Here is a 21218-nt window from a genome sequence, read left to right as displayed (position 1 = left end):
TCTCCCCGGCGCGGAGAGTTCGGGCCGCCGCAGGCGGACCGGTTGAGGGGGCGGGTGAGCGAGCCATCGGCGCCGGAACCCCTCACCCCGGCGCGCAAGTGCGCGCCGACCCTCTCCCTGTGGGAGAGGGTTTCGGTGCGCGCGGCCCTATCATGACCCCGCCCACCCCCACGGATGCGATTTTGGCGCGCCTGCTCGCCCTCCATCCGCGCCGTATCGATCTGACGCTCGATCGGATGTGGCGGCTGCTCGCCGCGCTCGACCATCCGGAGCGCCGGCTGCCGCCGGTGATTCACGTCGCCGGCACCAACGGCAAGGGATCGACCGTCGCCTTCATGCGCGCCATGCTGGAGGCCGCCGGCAAGCGCGTGCACGTCTACACCTCGCCCAATCTGGTGCGCGTCAACGAGCGCTTCCGGCTCGGCCGCGAGGGCGGCGGCGAGCTTGTTTCCGATCAGGAGCTCTCCGAAGTCCTCGAGACCTGCGAGCGGCGCAACGGCGGCGCGCCCGTCACGGTGTTCGAGATGGAGACGGCCGCGGCGTTCCTGCTGTTCTCCCGGCATCCCGCCGACATCGTGCTGCTCGAGGTCGGGCTCGGCGGACGGCTCGACGCCACCAACGTGATCGCTCATCCGCTGGCGAGCGTCGTGACACCCGTCTCGATGGACCACGTCGAATTCCTCGGCGACACGTTGTCGAAGATCGCGGTCGAGAAGGCCGGCATCTTCAAGCGCGGCGTGCCGGCCGTGATCGCCCGCCAGATCGACGTCGCCCGCGACGTGCTGATCGAGCGCATCGACGCGGTGGGGGCCGTGCCGGTCGTCGCCGGGCAGGAGTGGATGGCGGCGGAGGAGCGCGGCCGCCTCGTCTATCAGGACGCCGACGGGCTTCTGGATCTGCCGGCGCCGCGCCTGTTCGGTCGTCATCAGTTCGACAATGCCGGCACGGCGATCGCGGCGTTGCGGGCGGCCGGCCTCGGCCTGCCGGTCGCCGCCTACGAGGACGGGCTCGTGAGGGCCGAGTGGCCGGCCCGCATGCAGCGCCTCGCCACCGGCACGCTGGTCGCGCGTGCGCCGGCCGGTAGCGAGGTGTGGCTCGACGGCGGTCACAATGCCGAGGGCGGCCGCGCCGTCGCGGCGGCGCTCGGGGATCTCGAGGAGCGCGTCTCGCGCCCGCTGGTGCTGATCGTCGGCATGCTGGCGACCAAGGACGTCGAGGGCTTCCTGCAGAACTTCCTCGGCCTCGCGCTGCGGCTGATCGCGGTGCCGATCCACCAGGACAAGGGCCGGCCGGCCGAGGAGATCGCGGCGACGGCACGTGGCCTCGGCCTCGCGGCGGACGCCTGCGCGAGCCTCGACGAGGCGCTCGACCGCGTCGGCGCGCTCGATCTCGAGCCGAGCCCACGCATCCTGATCACCGGCTCGCTCTATCTGGCCGGTGAGGTTCTCGCCGCCAACGGCACGCCGCCGCGGTGACGCTCGCACGGTGACGGCGGCGACGTGACGTGCTTCAGCCGGCGCCCGCCCGGTCCTTCGCGGTGACGTAGGCGCCGGGGTCGAACGGCTCGCTGGCGAAGACGAGAATCCGTGCGTCGGCCGTCAGGTAGGTGTGGCTCGCCCACACCCCGGGCGCGAGCACGAGCCCCGTCGCGGTGTCGTCGAGCCGCACCGTCGCCTCGCGGCCGCGGTACGCCAGCGTGATCTCGATCGTGCCGGCGAGGCGGACGAGGATCTGCCGCGCGGTGCGGTGGGCGTGGCCGCCGCGCGCCGTGCCGGCCGCCGCCGGCTCGACCACGAAGGCGCGCTTCGGCACGAAGGGCAGCGCGTCGAAGTCGAAGGGGTGCAGGGCACCACGCGCGTCGCGGCGCGACGGGACATGGAACAGCGTGACGGCGCCGTCGAAGATCGCGAGATCGTCCGCCGTCACCACGGTCGCGACCGCCTCATCGATGATCCGCTCCGACGGCCTCGGCCACGTTCGAGAAGCCGTCGCGGCGCAGGAGCTTCGCGAGGTCGCGCTTGACCGTCACGGCGAAACCGGGGCCGTGGAACACCAGGGCCGAGTAGAGCTGCACCAGCGAGGCGCCGGCCCGGATCTTCGTGTAGGCGTCCTCGCCGCTGGCGACGCCGCCGCACCCGACGAGCGGCACGCGGCCTTCGGTGAGCCGGTACATGGCGCGCAGGCACTCGGTCGAAAGCCCCATCAGCGGGCGGCCCGAGAGCCCGCCCTCGGCGTCGCGCCAGCGGCTCCTCAGCGTCGGCGGCCGCGTCACCGTGGTGTTGCCGACGATCAGCCCGTCGAGCCCGGTGTCGAGCGTCACCTCGGCGATGTCGCGGAGCTGATCCTCGTCGAGATCGGGTCCGACCTTGATGAGGATCGGCGGCCGCTTCGGCGCCGCCACCTCGCTCGACGCGCCAGGGCGTGCGGCGCGGTCGCGCGCCGCGAGCACGCGGCCGACCAGCGCCTCGATCGGGGCGCGCGCCTGCAGGCCGCGCAGGCCGGGCGTATTGGGCGAGGAGACGTTGACGACGACGTAGTCGACCAGAGGGGCGACCGCGGCGAGGCAGGTCTCGTAATCGGCGGCGGCGTCCTCGCTCGTGCGATTCTTGCCGATATTGGCGCCGACGACGCCGCGATGCGGGGTGCCGGCGCGGCGCGCCGTCAGGCGGGCGACGAAGGGGCCGAGGCCCTCGCTGTTGAAGCCGAAGCGGTTGATCACCGCCTGGTCCTCGTCGAGGCGGAACAGTCGCTGGCCGGTGTTGCCGGGCTGCGGCTTCGGCGTCACGGTGCCGGCCTCGACGAAGCCGAAGCCGAAGCCGAGCATCGCGTCGATCACCTCGGCGTGCTTGTCGAAGCCGGCGCCGAGTCCGATCGGGTTGTCGAAGTCGAGCCCGAACACGCGGGTCGCGAGGATCGGGTCGTCGGCCGACGCGGTGGCGGGCAGGAGGCCGCGCTGGAGCGTGACGACGGCGAGCCGGTGGGCCTGCTCGGGATCGAGCAGCTTCAGGGCCGGGCGGGCGAGGCGATAGAGGAAATCGTGCATCTTCGGTCGGGCGGTTGCGACAGGTCGCCTCCGCCACGGCCCCCGACGGCCGGCGCCGCGGTGCAGGCGCGCAGTTATGGCGACCGGACCAAGCCGATGCAAGGCCGTTGCAAGGCCGATGCCGCGCCGGCATGGCCTGCATGGGCCGTTCTCCACCGGCTGGTTTCTTACCCTCTCCCGAGGGGAGAGGGTCGACGCGCTCTTGCGCGTCGGGGTGAGGGGCGTAGGCGCCAGTTGGCTGGCCTCGGCACCCCCTCACCCGCATCTCGCGTTTCACGCGAGATGCGACCTCTCCCCGCTGGGGAGAGGTGAAGGAAGCCTCAGCCGGTCTGGCCGGCCCGCAGGGGCACGACATCGCGGGGGCCGAGATGCTCGGACAGCTTGATGCGGTCGTACTCGGCCCAGACGTGGCTGAGCCAGTAGCGCACATAGCCGCGCAGCACGAAGGAGTAGTTCGCCGTCTCGGCCTTGGCGGTCTTGTTGGCCACGAAGGTGAGGAACGGCACCGAGGCGAGCTCGACCTGCTCGGCCGCCATCTCGTTGAGCTTCGGGATGGTGATCTCGGAGACGCCTTGCAGGCGCTTGAAGTAGTTGTCGTAGGTGGCCTGGTCCCACTCGAAGAACGAGGTGTTGTTGATGAAGTTCTTCACCAGGTGGTACTTGGTCCCTGAGACGTGCTCGGCCGTCTCGGCGATCTCCTCCAGCGACGAGATCGACGGCCCGAGGATGTGGAACAGGGTCAGGCTGATCTGACCCTTCCGCGCCGCGTCGGTGAAGCCGATGTCGCGCAGCGCGCGCAGCGTCGGGGTGAGCAGGCCGGCCCGCACGTCGATCACGGTGACCTGCGCGTCCGACAGCGAGTCGAAGATGCGCATCTGGTCCGGCACCGTCGTGATGTCGACGATCTCGGTGATGTCGGGATGGAAGCGCTTCAGCGTCCCCTTGGGGGACTCCGTGTCGAAGGCACGGGTCGGCAGCTTGCGGGCCAAGAGATAGTCGAGCAGCGTGCGGGCGACCGTCGTCTTGCCCACGCCGCCCTTGTCCGCACCCACCAGCACGACGGCCGGGCTCGCCATGACGATCCTTCCGGGATAGAGCGAATCACTGCCCGCAGGTTACGCCAGCCGGGTCGCGCGCGCATGTCGGAAGCTCCGGGCCGGCGCCGTCATCCACGGGCGGGCGACCGGACTCAGCGTCGCGGCCCCCACGGACCCGGGATCGGGAACGGATTTCGGCCCCCGCCGGAACCGGGCAGCGGTCCGGGGAAGGGCGGCGGTGCCGCGGGGCCGCCCGAGGGCGTGCCGCCGGGAGGCGGCGCGCCGGGGCCGCCCGGCGCGTCGCCCCAGGGACCGTGTCGCATTTCGCCATGCCGGGTCTCGCCGGGCGGGGCACCGTCGGCCGCGCCGGTCGCGTCCGGCAAGGACTCCGCGCCGGGGGCGGGCAGGGCGATCGGGCCGGGGTCGTGCCCGCCGGCGAACTGCACCAGCGCCGCCACCCGGGCGTCGACCGGCGGATGGGTGGCGAACAGATCGGCGAAACCCTGGCGCGGATTGTCGACGCACAGCTCCATCACGGCCGAGGTGGCACCTTCCAGCTCGCCGCGCCCCTCGATCTTGCGCAGCGCCGAGATCATCGCGTCGGGGTTCTTGGTCAGCTCGACGGCGCCGGCATCGGCCAGATACTCGCGCGAGCGCGACAGCGCGAAGCGGATCAGCGAGGACAGCAGCCAGGCGACCGCGACCAGCACGACGGCGATCAGGATCGCGGCGCCGGCGCCGCCCTTGCCGCGGTCGCCGTCCGAGCTCGACCGCGAGCCGCCGCTCCAGCGCACCCGCAGGCCGAGGCGGAACACCAGCTCGGCCACGAACGAGATCACGCCGGCGATGATCACGGCGATCACCATCAGGCGGACGTCGCCGTTGCGGATGTGGGTCAGCTCGTGGCCAAGCACGGCCTCGATCTCGGCGTCGTCGAGGGCGTTCAGGAGCCCGGTCGTCACCGAGACGGCGTACTGCTTCTCGTTCAGCCCGGTGGCGAAGGCGTTGAGCGCGTCGGTCTCGACGATCTTCAGCTTCGGCATCGGGATGCCGCGCGAGATGCACAGGTTTTCCAACAAATTATAGAGGCGCGGCTCGTCCTTCCGCGTGACGTCGTGCCCCCCGGTCACGGCGTCGATCATGGCCTGGTGGAAGCGCCAGGCGACGGCGATCCAGATCGCGGTGCCGACCGTCGCGAACGGGACGGCGACGACGAAGTCCTGCCACGCCTTGTGCAGCAGCCAGGACAGCGAGGCGTCGCCGGCGAGCGCCTCGCCGGCCAGCGCGCCGGCATAGACCAGCACGTAGACGAGGGCGAAGAGCCCGACCAGCAGGACGATCGAGCGCCGCCGGTTGGATGCGATGTGGGTGTAGAGCCCGTAGGCCATGGCGCTCGACCTGCTCGTCATTCCGGAAGCCGACCGAAGGTCGGCTGTCCGGAATCCATAATCCCTGTCCGTGAGTATGGATTCCGGGCTCGCGGGCCTTCAGCCCGCGCCCCGGAATGACAGGCTCAGAACTTCACCTGCGGCGCCTGCTCCAGCGTCTTTCGCTCCTCGCCGACGTCGAAGAACGTCTTCGGATGGAAGCCGAAGGAGGCGGCGAACAGCGCCGCCGGGAACTGCTGGATGCCGGTGTTGTACTCGCTCACCGAATTGTTGAAGAAGCGCCGCGCCGCCGCGAGCTTGTTCTCGATGTCGGAGAGCTCGGTCTGGAGCTGCTGGAAGTTCTGGTTGGCCTTGAGGTCCGGATAGGCCTCGGACAGCGCGAAGAGCTGGCGCAGCGCGCCGGAGAGCTGGTTCTCGGCGGCGACCTGCTGGTCCGGTCCCTGACCCTGCACCGCGATGGCGCGGTTGCGGGCCGCGACCACGGCCTCGAGCGTGCCGCGCTCGTGGCTGGCATAGCCCTTCACGGTCTCGACCAGGTTCGGGATCAGGTCGTGACGCTGCTTGAGCTGGACGTCGATGTCGGCGAAGGACTGGTCGACGCGCTGACGCATCGCGACCAGGCCGTTGTAGACCGTGATCACCCAGAGGATCAGGACGACGATCACTCCGAGGACGATCCAGGCGGTGGTGGACATGAAAGGGCTCCGAGAAGGGGTGCGAGCCGGGTTCGGGAAACGCTCGAGTATAGCCGAAGGCGGGCCGGGACGCGCGCCGTCGCGCGGTCCCCGGCCGCGCCACCCCTTGGTCGCACGGTAAGACGGTCCGGTTCGACGCCGGGCCGGACACGCCGGCCTCGAACGAAACGAGCGCCCCGCATGGCGCCGAACGACCCGCACGGCCCTGGACGACAAGAGAGCCCCGAAGGGCTCTCTCGCGTGATCGAGGTCTGATCGAGCGCGGCCGTAGCCGGCTCACCAGCCCCAGGGATAGGCCGCCCGCCAGTACGGCACGACCGGATAGCCGCACACGTTCACGCGCCGCCAGCCCCACGGCGTGAAACGCCAGCGCCAGCACGAGCCGTACCAGCCGCCGCCGTAGAAGCCGGCGCCGACCACCACGGGCGCGACCCAGGGACGCCGCCACCCCCAATAGGGCCGCGGTCTCCAATAGGAACGACGCCAGCCGTAACCGGCATAGACGGGGCGGAAGGCGGGCCGATAGACGCCGACCGGACGATAGAAGCCGCCGCGATAGATTCGCGGCCCGGCATAGAAGCGCGGTCCGCCGTAGAAGCGGGCGCCGCCACCGTAGAACCGCGGCCCGCCGTAACCCCGGAAACCGCCGCCGTAGAAGCCGCCGCCGCGCCAGCGCGCGTCGGCCGTGTCGGCGCTCACGAACAGGAACATCGTCGCGACGGCCAGGACGGCCATCACTCCGCCTCGCAACCCCGTTGTCCAGAAACGCATGGTCCTTGGCTCTCCGAAGGGTTCTCGTACCTCGCCCGCTTGGTCCCGCGACACTGTCGCAGGATGACGTGAACCGCCACTGAACAGTCCGGCTCCGGCGGGCCGCTCATCGAATTGTGAAAGCGCGGCGGATGTTTGGAGAAGAGGCGAAGCGAGGGGCGAGCGTGTCGTCGGCGGGGCTTCGCGCCGGCGAGGGATGTCAGACGCCGTCGTCGCGGGCGCGGCCTTCGGCCGCCCCGGGACGACCCGGACTTCGCAGGGCTCGCGCGGGGACGCGGCCGACCGCGTCGTACCGCTCAGGCCACCGCCTGGTCGATGATGCGGTTGGCGGCCTCGAGGTCGACCGAGACGAGCTGGGAGACGCCGCGCTCCGCCATCGTCACGCCGAACAGTCGGTTCATCCGCGCCATGGTGATCGGGTTGTGGGTGATCACCACGAACCGCGTGTCGGTCGACTTGGTCATCTCGTCGAGCAGGTCGCAGAAGCGGTCGACGTTGTGGTCGTCGAGCGGCGCGTCGACCTCGTCCAGCACGCAGATCGGCGCCGGGTTGGTGAGGAAGACGGCGAAGATCAGCGCCATCGCGGTGAGCGCCTGCTCGCCGCCCGAGAGCAGCGACAGCGTCGCCGGCTTCTTGCCGGGCGGCTTCGCCAGGATGTCGAGGCCGGCCTCCAGCGGATCCTCGCTCTCGGTGAGCTGCAGCTCCGCCGTGCCGCCGCCGAACAGGCTGGTGAACAGCCGCTTGAAGTGCTCGTTGACGACCTGGAACGAGGCGACCAGGCGGTCGCGGGCCTCCTTGTTGAGGCTCTGGATGCCCTGGCGCAGCCGCTTGATGGCGGCGACCAGATCCTCGCGCTCGGTCGTCAGCGTCGTGTGCTGCTGCTCGATCTCGTTCAGCTCCTCGTCGGCGCGCAGGTTCACGGCGCCGAGGCGCTCGCGCTCGCGGCGCAGCCGGTCGAGCTTCTCCTCGACTTGGCCGAGGTCGGGAAGCGCCGCCTCGGGCGCCAGCTCGGCGATGGCGAGGAGCGCGGTCGGCTCGACCTCCAAGACGTCGTGGATCTCGCGCGCGACGTCGGCGAGCCGACGCTTGGCCGCCTCGAAGCGCTCCTCCGCGCGGACCGCCTGCTCGCGCGCCATCGCCATGGCGTCGCGCGCCACGTTGGCGGCCTTGTCGGCGTCGCGCTGGGCGGTCTCGGCGGCGGCGAGCGCGTCGGCGGCCTCGCGGCGGGCGGCCTCGGCCGCCTCGACCTCGCCGATCAGCGAGCGGCGCTTGAGGGCGAACTGCGCGGGTGCGTCGGACAGCTCCTCGCGCTCCGCCTCGGTCTCGGCGAGGCGGGCTTCCAGCGTCTCGATCTGGCCACCGGCGTTCAGCTTGCGGGTCCGCCACGCCGCGATGTCGCTCGTGACCGTGGTGAGTCGGCGGGTCGTCAGGTCGATCTCGCGGGCGAGCGCCTGGGCGGCGGCGCGCGCCTCCGCCTGGGCGGCGCGCTCCAAGCCGGCGCGGGCCCGCACCTCGGCGAGATCGGCCTCCAGCCGGTCGGTCGGCTCCAGCGATTCGAGCGCGGCGGCGGCCTCCTCGGCGGCGGCGCGGGCCTCGTCGCGGGTGCCGGCGAGACGGGTCTGCGCCTCGATCAGGCCGGCCCGGCGGGCGGTGAGACGGCCGAGCTCGCGCTCGGCGGCGGCATGGCGGTCGCGGGCGGCGTCGGCGGCGCGCTGCAGGTCGCGGCGGGCGGAGCGGCTCGCGGCCTCCTGCTCGGCGGCGGCGCGGACCTCGGCCTGGGCGTCCTCGACGGCGGCCCGCCGGGTCTCCAGCTCGGCCCGCGCGGTCGCGAGCTCGGCCTCGATGTCGGCGAGGCGGTTGCGCTCGGCGAGGCGCCGCGCCGCACCCGTCGGCGCATGCGCCGCGACGGCGAAGCCGTCCCAGCGCCAGAAGTCGCCGTCGAGCGAGACGAGGCGCTGGCCGGGCTTCAGGAGCGTGGCGAGCCGCGGCCCGTCGGCGCGCGCCACGACGCCGATCTGGGCGAGGCGGCGCTTCAGCTCGTCGGGCACCCGGCTGACATGGGCGGCGAGCGAATCGACGCCGTCGGGCAGCGCCGGGTCGGTGCCGTCGCCCTCGGCGAGCGTCCAGCGGATCGGCGCGGTCGGCTCGACCGGGGCGTCGAGATCGTCGCCGAGCGCGGCGCCGAGCGCCGTCTCGTAGCCCTTGTCGACGGTCAGCGCGTCGATGACTGGTGGCCACAGCTGCTTGGCGTCGACATGCAGCACCTTGGCGAGGGTCTTCGCCTCGGTCTCCAGCCGGTTGGCGCGGCGCTCCGCCTCGGCGAGCGGCTGGCGGGCGACGTCGAGCGCCTGGCGGGCGGCGGAATGCGCCGCTTCGGCCCGTACCGACGCGGCGTCGGCCTCGGCCGCGGCCTCGTTCGCGGCCTCGACGGCCTCGGCGAGCGCATCGAGATCGACCGCGCTGGTCGCCTCGGCCATCATCCGGTCGAGGTCGGCCGTGACGCTCGCAAGCTCGCTCTCGGCGCGGCTCGCCCGCTCGCTGTCGGCGCGCATCGCGCTTTCGAGCTGGCGCCGGCGGGCGCCGACGTCGGCCAGCGCCGCGGTCAGCTCGGCCAGGCGCTTCTCGGTCGCCGCGACCGTCTCGTCGGCGTCGCCGACACGCTCGTCGATCTCGGCGCGGCGCTCGGCGGCGGCCTCGAGGTCGGCCATCAGCGTCTCGCGCTCGGCCTCCAGGCGCGCGATGGTGCCGTCGGCGTCGGCCAGCATCTGAGCCTCGCGATCACGGTCGCGGGCGATCTGCTCGGCGCGGCGGATCAGCTCCGCCATGCGCTCGTTGGCGCGGGCCTCCTCGCGGGCGAGGGCGTCGCGCGCCGAGACGAGGCGCTGCAGCGCCGCGGCGGCCTCCGCCTCGGCGTTGCGCAGGCCGGGCAGCGCCGCGGCGGCGTGCGCCTGGGCGGTGGCGCTCTCGCTCTGCGCGGCCGTGAACTCGACGACGGCGCGGCTGCTCTCGTCCTTGGCGGCCTCGGCGGCGGCGACCTCGGCGTTCGCCTGGCTCCAGCGGACGTGGAACAGCGTCGCCTCGGCCTTGCGGACATGCCCCGAGAGGGCGCGGTAGCGCACCGCCTGGCGGGCCTGGCGCTTGAGCGACTCCATCTGCTGGGCGAGCTGGCCGATCACGTCCTCGAGCCGGGTGAGGTTCTGCTCGGCGGCGCGCAGGCGCAGCTCGGCCTCGTGGCGGCGGGCGTGCAGGCCGGAGATGCCGGCGGCCTCCTCCAGCACGCGGCGGCGCTGCTCGGGCTTCGCCTGGATGATCTCGCCGATGCGGCCCTGATGGACGAGGGCGGGCGAGCGCGCGCCCGACGAGGCGTCGGCGAACAGAATCTGCACGTCGCGAGCCCGCACCTCGCGGCCGTTGACGCGATAGAGCGAGCCCTGCTCGCGCTCGATGCGGCGCGACACCTCGAGCGTGTCGTCGCCGTTGAACTGGGCCGGCGCGGTGCGGCTGCCGTTGTCGATCAGGATCGACACCTCGGCGGTGTTGCGGGCCGGGCGCTTGTGATTTCCGGAGAAGATCACGTCGTTCATGTCGGCGGCGCGCATCGCCTTGTGGGACGCCTCGCCCATCACCCAGCGCAGCGCCTCGACGAGGTTCGACTTGCCGCAGCCGTTCGGGCCGACGACCCCGGTGAGGCCCGGCTCGATGACGAAGTCGGTCGGCTCGACGAAGGACTTGAAGCCGATCAGGCGCAGCCGCTTGAACTTCATGTCAGGAGTGCTCCCCCCCACGGGACGCCCGGTACGGGACGCGAGGCGCCGCACGCATAACGGCGTCGGCCGCGCGCGACGGAGTCGCCGCCGAACGCACGAGGAAAGGGCTCTGGCCCTGTGGGGTCGAGGTCTGCCGCATCGGGCCGGAGAATGAATCGATCGCGGCCGCGAACGCAACAGGGGCGGCCGGCTTGTCCACCGCCGCGGGCGCCGGGCCGGCGCGAGGATCCTCGCCCGCGCCGGCTCGGAACAGCGTGCCGGACCCTCGCCCCGCGCCGGCGGGGCGAGGTCAAGTCGTTGTCAGGCTTTCAGATACTTGTCGATGACCTTGGCGAATTCCTCCAGCGGCAGGGCGCCGACGACGCGCTCGCCGTTGACGAAGAAGGTCGGCGTCGACTGCACGTTGAAGGTCTGCGAGCCGCGCTTGCGCACCTCCTCCAGCTTGTCGAGCAGGGCTTGGTTCTGCAGGCAGGCGTCGAACGACTGCTGGGTGTAGCCGAACTGCTTGGAGATCTCGCGCAGCGGCGGGATCGGGTTCTGCACCACCCACTTGTTGAACTGGCTGAACAGCGACTCGACGATCGGGTAGTACTTGTCGTCGCCGCTGCAGCGGGCGAGCATGAAGGCCCCGGCGGCGAGCGGGTCGAGCGGGAACTCGCGCAGGATGTAGCGCACCTTCCCGGTGTCGATGTAGCGCTCCTTGATCTTCGGCAGCACGTCGCGCGAGAAGTGGGCGCAGTGCGAGCAGGTCATCGAGGCGTACTCGACGATGGTGACGGGGGCCGAGACATGGCCCATCGCGACGTCGCCGAGCGGGCTCGGCTTCATCAGCTCCGTCACGTCGACCGTGTCGGCAGCCCGGGCCGTGACGGGAAGGCCGAGCGCCGCGACGGCGACGAGGCAGGTGGCGCTGGTGACGACTTCGCGGCGTGTGACGGGCACGGTCTTCCTCTTCGGATAGGGCGGTGTTTCGCACGGCTCGCACGGAGCCGCGGGGGTGAGCTAACCAGTCTGCACCGGAAGCGCAATCCTGGCGCGGATTTATGGCGAGATTGTCACTTCACACGGGAGTGATCCGGGGCAGCCGGTCGAAGCGGGCGGCCGGGCGACGCCGTCACTGCGGCCGCAGCATGCCCCAGCCGATGCGCATCAGCGGCAGCCGGCCCTGGATGGTGCGCGTGAAGGTCTGCGGCACCTCGGCGACGAGGTCGGGAAACCGCGCCTTGATGTCGGGCGGCACCGTGGTCGAGGTGCCGGTGGTCGGCCACAGCACGATCGCCCCCTTCCGGCGCAGCTCCTCGCCCGTCACCCAGGGGGTGCGGTCGGGTGCCGCGTCGAAATAGAAGCTCGGCCGCGACGGCGCCGCGATGGCGACCAAGCTGGCGAGGCGCGGCTCGCCGGCGACGATCGCCAGCGGCTTGCCGGTGCGCCGCTCGAACCGGTCGCCGAAGAACTCGCCGATCGCCGCGGCCGGCTGGCCGATCGGCACGTCGGTCTTGGAGACGAACGGCAGCACCGCGACCGAGGCGGCCGCGATGGCGGGCGGGGCGACGAGGAGGAGCGTCCAGGCGAGGCTGGTGAGCCCCTGCCGCTGCAGCACGATGGTGTTGCCGGCCAGCACCACGATGGCGAGGCCGGACAGCACCACATAGGGCCCGAGCCCGCCGATCGGCCCGCGGTCGCCCATGAAGGCGCCGGCGACAATCGCCCCGAGCGGCAGCGCGGCGGCGAAGAACAGCACGAAGTGGCGCTCGAGCCCGGTGAGCGGTTTTCGCGTGAAGGTCGGCGACTTCTCCTTCGGCGGCGTCGGGCCGACCGCGATCAGGTACAGGAGCCCGACGCCGAGATGCGCGAGCACCAGCCCGGCGAGAAGCTGCCCGAGCTTCTCCAGCGGCTCGATCGCGCCGCCGGGGGCGCCCGTCCACACGCCCCACACGCCCGACATGTCGATCCACAGGAAATGCGGCAGCACGATCACGCCGATCAGGAACAGCGCCACCCACGGCTCGATGCCGAGCAGCATCTCGCGGCCGCGCCGGCTCGCCACCGTGAACACGGCGATGGCGGCGATCAGGATCAGGCCCGCATACATGGTGAGCAGCAGCAGCGCGAGACCGATCGCCATCACGTACCAGGCGCTGCGCCGCCCCTCGCCGATCACCCGCCAGTAGTGGCGCAGGACGAAGACGGTGAGCGGCATGGCGAGGATCGGCGGACCGAAGTCGGGCGTCGGCACGGTCAGCACCGCGATGCCGACCATCACCAGCACGGCCATGGCGGCGTGCTGGGCGCCGACGATGGCGCGGCCGAGCGCGAACACGCCCCAATAGGTCGCCACCACGCAGGCCTGAGAGAGCAGATAGACGCCCGGCGTGCCGGCGATCGCGAAGGCGATCTCGGCGAGCCAGCTCGCCAGCGGCGGGCCCCAGTAGGAGCCGAGCTGGAACTCGTGGCCGACCGCGATGATCAGCGGCAGGTTGCCGGGCGGCGCCGCATAGAACAGCGTCGGCACCAGCCACCACAGCGTCGCCTGGACGAGGGCGGCCGCCCACACCACGAGGCGCGGATCGGCGCGCAGGAGTTCGACGAACAGGGAGACGTGGAGCATCGGCGGCGATACGGCGCGGTTCTGGTGTGGACGCGATCGGGTCGCGGACGGGACGGGTGGCGGACGGGACCGCTCCGCGCGGCGCCGCCTCGGCCGTCCGGATACGCCGGCCGTGCCGTCGTCGTAGCAAACCCGGGTGGGTCTAGGAAGCGACCCGGCGCGGATCGACGCGGGCCGCGGCGGCCTCGCCGCACACCGCGCGCACCGGCGCGAAGGAGCGGCGGTGGTGCGGCGTCGCCCCCAGCGCGGCGAGCGCGCGCTGGTGCTCGGGCACGCCGTAGCCCATGTGGCGCTCGAAGCCGTAGCCCGGGAAGGCCGCGCCGACCTGCTCCATCAGCCGGTCGCGCGTCACCTTGGCGATGATCGAGGCGGCCGCGATCGACAGCACCAGGGCGTCGCCCGACACCACCGCCTCGCAGTCGCAGCCGGCGTCGATGCGGTCGCAGCCGTCGACGAAGACGAGCCGCGGGGCGAGCGGCAGGGCCTTCACGGCGCGCGCCAGCGCCCACAGCGACGCCTGGCGGATGTTGTCGCGGTCGATGCGCGCTGGCGACGCCATCGCGACGCCGACCTCGGCGACCGCGCAGATGCGCTCGAACAGCACGGCGCGGCGCTCGGCCGTGAGCTTCTTGGAGTCGTCGAGGCCGCGCGGGATGCGCTTCGGGTCGAGGATGACGGCGGCCGCCACCACGGGCCCGGCGAGCGGGCCACGGCCGGCCTCGTCGCAGCCGGCGACCGGCCACAGGCCGCGCCGGTGCGCCCGGCGCTCGCGCTCGAAGCTCGGCCGCACCGGCCCGTCGTCGAGCGGCAGGCGCGGCGGGGCCGGATCGGCGGACCGGGGAGCGGGACGGCGACTCATGGGCCGCGAAGGTGGCGGAGCATGCGCGGAATCGCAAGCACGACACCCGGGCCGGAGGCGGTGTCCCGCAGCTCGACAGCCGGAGATCGCCGCGCGGTCGTTCGACGACCATGATTCCCGGCACGGCAGTCCGGTGATGCGGGCCGCGCACCCGCCGCCTCTCAGAACAGCTCGAGCTGCGCGGTTTTCCGGGCCGACGGCACGAAGTGCTCGACCGTCAGGGCGGTGCGCCGCAGGTTGAGGCCGAGGCGGTCGCAGGCCTTCTCGAAGCGGCGGCCGAGCATCCAGGCATAGGGGCCGGAGCCGGTCATGCGCCGGCCGAACTCGGCGTCGTAGTCCTTGCCGCCGCGCATCTGGCGGATCAGCGTGAAGACGTGCCGCTCGCGGTCGGGGAAATGCGTCACCAGCCATTCGCGAAAAATGTCGCGTACCTCGCGCGGCAGCCGCAGCAGCACGTAGCCGGCGCCCTCGGCGCCGGCCGCCGCGGCGGCGTCGAGGATGCGCTCGATCTCGGTGTCGTTGATGGCCGGCACCAGCGGCGCCACCATCACGGTGGCCGGCACGCCGGCCGCGGCGAGGCCGCGCAGCGCCGCGAGCCGGCGCGCCGGCGTCGGCGCCCGCGGCTCCATCAGGCGCGACAGCTTTGCATCCAGCGTCGTGACCGACAGGGCGACGCGGACGAGCTTGCGCTCGGCCATCCGCGCGAGAATGTCGAGATCTCGAAGGATCAGATCCGACTTGGTGACGATGCCGACCGGGTGCCCGGCGTTCTCCAGCACCTCCAGGATGCGCCGCATCAGCCCGGTCTTGCGCTCGATCGGCTGATACGGGTCGGTGTTGGTGCCGATCGCGATGGTCTTCGGCACGTAGCCCTTGGCGGCGAGCTCGCGCTCCAGGAGCTCGGGCGCGTCCGGCTTCATGAACAGCTTCGATTCGAAGTCGAGCCCGGGCGACAGGCCCAGATAGGCGTGGGTCGGCCGGGCGAAGCAGTAGACGCAGCCGTGCTCGCAGCCGCGATACGGGTTGATCGAGCGGTCGAACGAGATGTCGGGCGATTCGTTGCGGGTGATCACCTTGCGGGCCGTGTCGGTGGTCACCGTGGTGGCGAAGGGCGGCAGCGCCTCCAGGCTCTCCCAGCCGTCGTCGAAGGCGACGCGAGCGACCGGCTCGAAGCGGCCGGACGCGTTGGTGACCGCCCCGCGGCCGCGCCGACGCTCGGCGGCGACGGCGCTGGGACCGGGGAGGCCGCTCGGATGGACCTGATCCGCATGGGCCTGGCTCGGATGGACCTGGCTCGGATGACCCTGGCTCGGATGGACCTGACGGAGGGCGGCCTCGGCGCCCAGGCGGGCGTCGATGCGGGCCGGATCGGGCCGGCGGCGAAGGGCGGATGCTGCGCTCATGGAGAGGACTATAAGCCGCGAAAGAGAACATAACAAGAACAATTAACCGTGATGGTTGCCACACCCGGGTGCGGAAAGTGTCGCGAAGCGATCGAAATTCCGGTGGCGCGTCCGTATAGTGGGTGCCGGACAAAGGGCACGAGGGTCATGCTGAGCGTCGTCATTCCGACCCGCGATTGCGAGCGGGCGCTGGTACGCACGCTCGCCGTGCTGGTCGGCGCGGCCGTGGCCGGCGCGGTGCGCGAGGTGATCGTCGCCGACGCCGGCTCGCAGGACGAGACCACCAAGGTGGCCGAGATCGCCGGCTGCACCACGCTGGTGTCGAGCGCCCCGCTGGCGGCGCGGCTGCGCGCCGCCGCCGCTGCGGCGCGGGCGTCGTGGCTGATGTTCCTGCGGCCCGGCGCGATGCCCGACCCGGCCTGGGCCGAGGAGGCGATCCGGGTCGTCGAGGATCTGGAGCGGCACGGCAGGCTCGACATGGGCGCCGTGTTCCGCACCGAGCCGGCCGGGGCGAGCCCGTCGCTCGGCGGCCAGGCCATGGCGCTGCTGCGCGAGGCGGTGCGGCGGCAGCCGTCGCCGGACCAGGGCCTGCTGATCGGCCGGCGCTTCTACGACACGCTCGGCGGTCACCCGGACGGCGACGCGCCGGAGGCCGCGCTGCTCGGCCGGATCGGCCGGCGACGGTTGATTCGGCTGCGCAGCGGGATCACGGGGGCAGAGTTGCCCGGCTGATAGTTGACTTTGTCAACGATATGCGTGACTGTGTCCCAGCCCGCCTGCCGGATCGTCACGTCATGTCGCTTGCATCTCCCGAACCCGCCCTCGCGACCTCACGGCCGCCGGCCGCCCGGCTCGACGCCGTGCGGCGCTTCAACCGCGCCTACACCCGAAGCCTCGGGCTGCTCCAGGACGGGCTCGTCGACACGCCGTTCTCGCTCACCGAGGCGCGGGTGATCTACGAGCTCGCCAACGCCGGAACGCCGGTCGCCGATCGAGCCGGCACGGCGGTGCCCGGCACCACGGCGACCGCGGTCGCTGCGACGCTCGGCCTCGACCACGGCTATCTCAGCCGCATCCTGAAGAAGTTCGAGGCGGCCGGTCTGGTCGTCCGGCGCCCCTCGGCGCAGGACGCGCGGCAGAGCCTGTTGTCGCTGACGGCGGACGGTGCCGCGGCCTTCGCGGATCTGGTCCGCCGCGCCGAGGACCAGGTCGCCGCGTTGCTGACGACGCTGCCCGAGGAGGCGCAGCAACGCCTCGTGGCGGCGATGCGCACCATCGAGACCCTGGTGACGCAAGGCGAGGCGCCGCCGGCCGTTCTGCTGCGGCCCCACCGCGCCGGCGACATGGGCTTCGTGCTGGCGAGCCACGCGCGCTGCTACGCCGCCGAATACGGCTGGGGCACAGGCTTCGAGACTCTGGTCGCCGAGATCGTCGCGGAGTTCCTGCGCAGCTTCGACGCGGCGCGTGAGGTCTGCTTCATCGCCGAGCGCGACGGCGTGCCGGTCGGCAGCGCGGTCCTGGTGAACGGCGGCGACGGCGTCGCCAAGCTGCGGCTGATCCTGGTCGTGCCGGAGGCCCGCGGCCTCGGCCTCGGCCGCCGCCTGGTCGAGGCCTGCATCGATTTCGCACGCGCGCGCGGTTACGCGAAAATCACGCTGTGGACGCAGAGCATCCTGGTCGAGGCGCGCGGCCTCTATGCGTCGCTCGGCTTCGGGCTGGTGAAACAGGAGCCGCACTGCGTGTTCGGTCACGCGCTGCTGGGGGAGACGTGGGAGCTGGCGCTCGGCTTGAGCGTCGAGCCGCCGCGCTGAGCCGTCATGTCCGCGCGCGTCGCGGGCATCCACGTCTTTGCTGACGCTCGGTGCGGAAGAGCGTGGATGGCCGGGACGAGCCCGGCCATGACGGAATAAACCGCCCGCCCTAAACCGTCGCGCCCTTGGCCTTCGGGCGGCGCAGGTGCTCGTCGAGGCGCGGCATGATCTCGACGAAGTTGCACGGCCGGTAGCGGTAGTCGAGCTGGTGCACCAGGATGTTGTCCCAGGCGTCCTTGCAGGCGCCCGGCGAGCCCGGCAGGCAGAAGATGTAGGTCGCCCGCGCGACCCCGGCGGTCGCCCGCGTCTGGATCGCCGAGGTGCCGATCTTCTGGAAGCTGACCAGCAGGAACAGGCTCGAGAAGGCGTCCATGCGCTTCTCGAACAGCGGCTCGACCGCCTCCGGGGTGACGTCGCGGCCGGTGAAGCCGGTGCCGCCCGTGGTGATCACCACGTCGATCTCCGGATCGGCGATCCAGGTCTCGACCCGGCTGCGGATCGCCGCGACGTCGTCGACCACGATGCCGCGTGCCGCCAGCGTGTGGCCGGCCGCCGTGATCCGCTCCACCAGCGTGTTGCCGGACTTGTCGTCCTCGGGCGTGCGGGTGTCGGACACGGTCAGCACCGCGATCTTCAGCGGCACGAACTGGCGCGAGTCGTCGAGGCCGGGCATGCGGATCTCCGAATTCGTCGCAGCCCGCGTCCTGTGCGCGCCGGCCGCCGCCGGCACGATGGCGTCCGCCCCGGCGGGCGTCAATCGGCGGGGTGGGGGCGGAGCCTTTCCGACGTGCCTCGGTCGTCCCGGGGCGCGGGCAAGGCCCGCGAGCCCGGGATCCATACGCCCTGTCTCGGCGGGCGTAAGCCACCGTCACCGGGGATATGGATTCCGGGCTCGCGAACCTGACGGTCCGCGCTCCGGAATGACGGCAATGGAACGCTCACGCCTTCGCGGGCGTGCGGTCGTGCGGCGCGCCGGTCTCGTCCCAGGCGGTGACGCGGCCCTGCTCGTTGTCGATCAGCAGCATCAGGTCGAAATAGCGGACCGTCGGATAGCCACCGGTGCGCGTCTTGATGCCTTCGCGCCAGGCGTCGTCATGGGCGCGCTGCGCCGCCGCGATCGACGGCCAGATGTAGATGCCGCCGCCGGTGCCTTCCGCCTCGCCGACGCCGAGCAGGAAGTGCTTGCGCAGAAGCTCCTGGTTGGCGCTCCACTTGGGGATCGTGGTCTCGGCGTCGGCGAGCACCTTCGCGCGGTCCCAGCCCTTCGGTGATTCGAAGGTGACGAACTCGACGATCATGGCCTGTCCTCGTTTGAAGGCAGGCCCACCCGCGACGCGACATGCGTCGGAAACGACGTGCTTCGTCGCGCGGCCCGCCGGAAGCACGCCGTGTCGTATCACAAAGTCTGCGCCTTGAACGTGTTGCACGCCGCAACCGAGCCCTGCTTCAAACCGATGTCGAACCAGCGCTGGCGCTGCGCCGACGACCCGTGCGTGAAGCTGTCCGGCACCACGCGGCCGCGCGCCTGCATCTGCAGCTTGTCGTCGCCGATCGCGGCGGCCGTGCGCATCGCCGCCTCGACGTCGCCGGGCTCGATCAGGTTCCAGCGCTGGTCGGACTTGTTGGCCCACACGCCGGCGAAACAGTCGGCCTGCAGCTCGACCCGCACCTGCAGCTTGTTGGCCTCCACCTTGCTCAGGCCCTGCTGCATCTCCTGCACCTTGGGCAGGATGCCGAGCAGGTTCTGGACGTGATGCCCGACCTCGTGGGCGATCACGTAGGCCTGGGCGAACTGGCACGACTTGGAGCCGACGTCGCAGCCCTTGAAGCGGCGCTCGATCTCGCGGAAGAACGACGTGTCGAGATAGATCTTCTTGTCGGCCGGGCAGTAGAACGGCCCCATCGCGGCCTGCGCGACGCCGCCGCAGGCCTGGTTGGTCACCTCGTTGTAGAGGACCAGCACGGGCGCCCGATAGGTCTTGCCGTCCTTGGCGAAGATCTCCTTCCACTGCACCTCGGTGCTGCCGAGGACGCGGGAGACGAATTTGCCCATCTCGTCGGTCGGGCTGCCGCGCGGGCCCGATTGCTGCGACTGCGCCGGCGTCTCGCGCTGGCTGCCCGCGCCCATCATCTCGGCGCCGCCGATCAGGATGCGCGGATCGATGCCGAGGAACCAGCCGAGCAGGCCGAGCACCACGATGGTGCCGATGCCGAGCCCGCCGCCGCCGCCCATGCCCATCGGGAAGCCGCCGCGGCCGCCGCCGTCGTCGCCGCGGCGATCCTCGACATTGTTGCTCTCAGGCAGGTTGTCCCAGCGCATCGGTTCTGCTCCGTCGCACGTGGCGGCACGTCGTCGCGCGGCCCGTCGCGCGAGGGGAGGAAACCGGGCCGGATATCCGGACGGACACGTCCGTCCGGAGGGGGCGCCCGCGGGCCTGGCGAGAATATGGTCCATGACGATTTTCGGCGCCAGTCCGGGGGCCCGGTTAAGTCGATTTTTACCTTGGTCGGCGACATTCCTGGGGTCGGTTGAAGGTCTCGCGTCGCCGACCGCGTCGCTCAAGTAGAGTACCGAGTCATGGGTGTTACGCGTCGCGGGGCGTCCGTCAGGACGCCCCGCTCAACTCCCCGCCCGGCCCCCTCGTTCCGTGTCCTCACGGGCGATTGCGTGGCCGAGATGGCGAAGCTCCCGGCCGCGTCGGTCGATCTGGTCTTCGCCGATCCGCCCTACAATCTCCAGCTCCAGGGCGACCTCAAGCGTCCCGACGATTCGCGCGTCGACGCGGTCGACGACGCCTGGGACAAGTTCGAGAGCTTCTCGGCCTACGACGACTTCACCCGCGCCTGGCTGCTCGCCGCGCGCCGCGTCATGAAGCCGTCCGCGACCCTGTGGGTGATCGGCTCGTATCACAACATCTTCCGGGTCGGCACGATCCTCCAGGATCTGGGCTTCTGGATCCTCAACGACGTGATCTGGCGCAAGTCGAACCCGATGCCGAACTTCCGCGGGCGTCGGTTCACCAACGCGCACGAGACCATGATCTGGGCGGCGCGCGAGCCGAACGCCAAGAACTACACGTTCAATTACGAGGCCCTGAAGGCCGGCAACGAGGACGTCCAGGTCCGCTCCGACTGGACGCTCGCGTTGTGCACGGGCGAGGAACGCCTGAAGGACGGCAACGGCAAGAAGCTGCATCCGACCCAGAAGCCGGAGGCGCTGCTCGCCCGCGTGATTCTCTCCTCGTCGCGACCCGACGACCTGGTGCTCGATCCGTTCTGCGGCACCGGCACCACGGGCGCGGTGGCCAAGAAGCTCGGTCGCCGCTTCGTCGGCGTCGAGCGCGACAGCGTCTACGCGACCGCCGCGCGGGACCGCATCGATTCCGTGCTGCCGCTGCCGGCCGCGAGCGTCGCGCCGTTCCAGACCGCCCGCGAGGCGCCGCGGGTGCCGTTCGCGGCGCTGATCGAGCGCGGCATGGTGTCGCCCGGCACCACGCTCACCGACGCCAAGCGCCGCGTCACCGCGCTGGTGCGGGCCGACGGCGCCGTCAGCCTCGGCGACACGGTTGGCTCGATCCACCGCATCGGCGCCCTCGCGCAAGGCCTCGACGCCTGCAACGGCTGGACCTTCTGGCACGTCGAGACGGCCACGGGCCTCGCCCCCATCGACACGCTGCGCGCCGCCTTCCGGGCCGAGCAGATGCAGGCGGCCGAGTAGGCGAAGCAGCGTCTACACGCAGGCCATGCGTCTCGAGTCCAGACTCGTCATGGCCGGGCTTGTCCCACGGCTGTCCGGCACGGATTGTGCTTTATGCGGCGAGCCTCGGTTGGTGGCG

18 protein-coding genes are annotated in these 21218 nt (G+C 71.7%); 4 read left to right on the top strand and 14 right to left on the bottom strand.

The annotated features are described in order from the left end of the window. Positions 1 to 152 precede the first annotated feature (152 nt). A complete protein-coding gene (locus ACFSOX_RS20805) occupies positions 153 to 1475 on the top strand; it encodes a bifunctional folylpolyglutamate synthase/dihydrofolate synthase (RefSeq protein ID WP_378479746.1) in 1323 nt (440 codons plus the stop codon). Positions 1476 to 1509: 34 nt separating this feature from the next. On the opposite strand, the gene ACFSOX_RS20800 is transcribed toward ACFSOX_RS20805, so the two are convergent. The 11 genes from ACFSOX_RS20800 to ACFSOX_RS20750 all read right to left on the bottom strand — a co-directional run bounded on the left by ACFSOX_RS20800 (position 1510) and on the right by ACFSOX_RS20750 (position 15571). Then, entirely contained in the window at positions 1510 to 1929 is a 420-nt protein-coding gene (locus tag ACFSOX_RS20800; protein WP_378479745.1) for a sugar 3,4-ketoisomerase, read from the bottom strand. A gap of 13 nt (positions 1930 to 1942) precedes the next feature. Then, positions 1943 to 3043, bottom strand: a complete 1101-nt coding sequence (locus tag ACFSOX_RS20795; protein WP_378479744.1) for a quinone-dependent dihydroorotate dehydrogenase — start codon at positions 3041 to 3043, stop codon at positions 1943 to 1945. A 320-nt stretch (positions 3044 to 3363) separates the two neighbouring features. Next, on the bottom strand, positions 3364 to 4119 hold the full coding sequence (locus ACFSOX_RS20790) for a P-loop NTPase family protein (RefSeq protein WP_378479743.1): 756 nt from the start codon (positions 4117 to 4119) through the stop codon (positions 3364 to 3366). A gap of 113 nt (positions 4120 to 4232) precedes the next feature. Further along, complete coding sequence (locus ACFSOX_RS20785) at positions 4233 to 5489, bottom strand: M48 family metallopeptidase (RefSeq protein ID WP_378479742.1); 1257 nt, start codon at positions 5487 to 5489, stop codon at positions 4233 to 4235. Positions 5490 to 5593: 104 nt separating this feature from the next. Then, positions 5594 to 6163 (bottom strand): LemA family protein, encoded by a 570-nt coding sequence (locus ACFSOX_RS20780; RefSeq protein WP_378479741.1) that lies wholly within the window; start codon positions 6161 to 6163, stop codon positions 5594 to 5596. 276 nt (positions 6164 to 6439) lie between these two features. Next, positions 6440 to 6898, bottom strand: a complete 459-nt coding sequence (locus tag ACFSOX_RS20775; RefSeq protein WP_378479740.1) for a hypothetical protein — start codon at positions 6896 to 6898, stop codon at positions 6440 to 6442. Positions 6899 to 7230: 332 nt separating this feature from the next. Next, complete coding sequence (gene smc, locus ACFSOX_RS20770; RefSeq protein WP_378479739.1) at positions 7231 to 10698, bottom strand: chromosome segregation protein SMC; 3468 nt, start codon at positions 10696 to 10698, stop codon at positions 7231 to 7233. 303 nt (positions 10699 to 11001) lie between these two features. Then, a complete protein-coding gene (locus ACFSOX_RS20765; RefSeq protein ID WP_378479738.1) occupies positions 11002 to 11643 on the bottom strand; it encodes a DsbA family protein in 642 nt (213 codons plus the stop codon). A 172-nt stretch (positions 11644 to 11815) separates the two neighbouring features. Beyond that, complete coding sequence (locus tag ACFSOX_RS20760) at positions 11816 to 13309, bottom strand: glycosyltransferase family 39 protein (RefSeq protein WP_378479737.1); 1494 nt, start codon at positions 13307 to 13309, stop codon at positions 11816 to 11818. 142 nt (positions 13310 to 13451) lie between these two features. Next, entirely contained in the window at positions 13452 to 14168 is a 717-nt protein-coding gene (locus tag ACFSOX_RS20755; RefSeq protein WP_378479736.1) for a ribonuclease HII, read from the bottom strand. A 161-nt stretch (positions 14169 to 14329) separates the two neighbouring features. After that, positions 14330 to 15571 (bottom strand): PA0069 family radical SAM protein, encoded by a 1242-nt coding sequence (locus ACFSOX_RS20750; protein ID WP_378479735.1) that lies wholly within the window; start codon positions 15569 to 15571, stop codon positions 14330 to 14332. Between the two features lie 147 nt (positions 15572 to 15718). On the opposite strand from ACFSOX_RS20750, the gene ACFSOX_RS20745 reads away from it, so the two are divergent. Together ACFSOX_RS20745 and ACFSOX_RS20740 are read left to right on the top strand one after the other, a co-directional pair. Beyond that, entirely contained in the window at positions 15719 to 16303 is a 585-nt protein-coding gene (locus ACFSOX_RS20745; protein WP_378479734.1) for a glycosyltransferase, read from the top strand. Between the two features lie 62 nt (positions 16304 to 16365). Further along, the gene (locus tag ACFSOX_RS20740) at positions 16366 to 17382 is read left to right on the top strand and encodes a bifunctional helix-turn-helix transcriptional regulator/GNAT family N-acetyltransferase (protein ID WP_378479733.1); all 1017 of its coding nucleotides are present in this window, start codon (positions 16366 to 16368) and stop codon (positions 17380 to 17382) included. A gap of 109 nt (positions 17383 to 17491) precedes the next feature. Here ACFSOX_RS20740 and moaB read toward each other — a convergent pair whose 3' ends face one another. The 3 genes from moaB to ypfJ all read right to left on the bottom strand — a co-directional run bounded on the left by moaB (position 17492) and on the right by ypfJ (position 19702). Next, complete coding sequence (gene moaB, locus ACFSOX_RS20735) at positions 17492 to 18055, bottom strand: molybdenum cofactor biosynthesis protein B (RefSeq protein ID WP_378479732.1); 564 nt, start codon at positions 18053 to 18055, stop codon at positions 17492 to 17494. Between the two features lie 265 nt (positions 18056 to 18320). Next, positions 18321 to 18680, bottom strand: coding sequence for a hypothetical protein (locus ACFSOX_RS20730; protein ID WP_378479731.1), 360 nt, complete (start codon positions 18678 to 18680; stop codon positions 18321 to 18323). 98 nt (positions 18681 to 18778) lie between these two features. Then, on the bottom strand, positions 18779 to 19702 hold the full coding sequence (gene ypfJ / locus ACFSOX_RS20725; protein WP_378479730.1) for a KPN_02809 family neutral zinc metallopeptidase: 924 nt from the start codon (positions 19700 to 19702) through the stop codon (positions 18779 to 18781). Between the two features lie 258 nt (positions 19703 to 19960). On the opposite strand from ypfJ, the gene ACFSOX_RS20720 reads away from it, so the two are divergent. Then, positions 19961 to 21100, top strand: coding sequence for a site-specific DNA-methyltransferase (locus ACFSOX_RS20720; RefSeq protein WP_378479729.1), 1140 nt, complete (start codon positions 19961 to 19963; stop codon positions 21098 to 21100). The last annotated feature ends 118 nt before the right edge of the window (positions 21101 to 21218 follow it).

It is taken from the genome of Rhodoplanes azumiensis (assembly GCF_042682915.1).
GTDB classification, from domain to species: domain Bacteria; phylum Pseudomonadota; class Alphaproteobacteria; order Rhizobiales; family Xanthobacteraceae; genus Rhodoplanes; species Rhodoplanes azumiensis.
Note: the sequence above shows the minus strand (reverse complement) of the source record. Positions and strands in the feature narration are given on the sequence as shown.